This window comes from Bartonella sp. MR168JLCBS, from assembly GCF_042194175.1.
The window spans coordinates 1-1,282 of the sequence record NZ_JBHIMP010000103.1 but is presented as its reverse complement, the minus strand read 5'-3'; the positions used below and the strand labels follow the sequence as shown (position 1 = coordinate 1,282).

General features: G+C 41.3%; 2 protein-coding genes. Both read right to left on the bottom strand.

What is annotated here, in order from left to right; translation table 11 throughout:
- The coding region (locus tag ACFIK8_RS09445) for an RNA polymerase factor sigma-32 (RefSeq protein WP_375669274.1) at window positions 1-569 on the bottom strand (569 nt) is incomplete at its 3' end.
- Between the two features lie 147 nt (window positions 570-716).
- On the bottom strand, window positions 717-1,282 hold a 566-nt coding region (locus ACFIK8_RS09440; RefSeq protein WP_375669273.1), incomplete at its 5' end, for an RluA family pseudouridine synthase.

Genomic DNA, 1,282 nt, shown 5'->3' with positions numbered 1-1,282 from the left:
AGAGGTGCATTGAGTGAAGTGTCACCACAAAGTCGACGGTTCATCGATATAACCTCATCTTCTGTGACATTCAGTTGGGTTGCAATTTCCTTTACTTGTTCTGCATTAAGATCACCCTTGTCAAGCACTTGAAGCCTACTTTTTAACTTACGAAGGTTAAAAAACAAGCGCTTTTGATTGGCGGTTGTCCCTATTTTTACTAAACTCCAAGACCGCAATACATATTCTTGGATTGATGCTTTAATCCACCATATTGCATAGGTTGCAAGACGCAAACCTCGTTCTGGTTCGAAACGTTTAACAGCTTGCATAAGTCCAACATTGCCCTCTGAAATAACTTCCCCAATGGGTAGTCCGTAGCCGCGATATCCCATTGCGATTTTCGCTACGAGGCGTAGATGACTGGTTACCAATCTATGTGCAGCTTTTAGGTCGTTATGTTGACGATAACGTTGAGCTAACATGTACTCTTCTTTTGGCTCAAGTATTGGAAAGCGACGTACTTCTTCCAGGTAACGATTCAATCCTCCGTCACCTGTTGTTACTGATAGCAGATTTATATGGGCCATACAGCACCCTCCTTTTGCAATGAATTCCCTGATAAGGCAAATTCGATTTTCAGATATTAAATACCTCTACGCATTTACCTTACCATAATTCTCAATTTTGTTCAAAGAGAGATATTTTATTGTGAAATCATGAGAAGGCTAAAAGTTTCAATTCATTTCTTTAAAATACTTGATAAGTTCAGCCATATCTTGAGGGATTGGTGAAGAAAAAGACATAATTTTACCTGTAGCGGGATGTTCAAAGGTAAGACTGGCTGCGTGGAGAGCTTGTCGGTTGAATTGATCAATTGCATTTTTAATGATAGGTTTAAGCATATTTGATTTTGTTTTACAAGCGTTTCCATAAACAGTATCACCTACGAGCGGATGTCCGATATGGGCCATATGAACACGAATTTGGTGGGTACGTCCGGTTTCCAGACGACATTCCAGAAGGCTAGCAAAAGATGTTTTATCTGAGCATATCCCGTATTTTTCTAGGAGAGAAAAATGGGTAACAGCGTGACGAGCATGAGGGTTTTGGCTGTAGATGACAGCTTGCTTTGTTCGGTTATGGGGAGAACGGCCAAGGGGTGCATCAATTTTCCAAACATTACGATTGGGAGATCCCCAAATCAAGGCGTGATAACGTCGATCTAAAGCGCTGGTGCGTCCGTGGTCAGAAAATTGGGCACTGAGATTTTTGTGAGCAAGGTCATTTTTAGCGACAACCA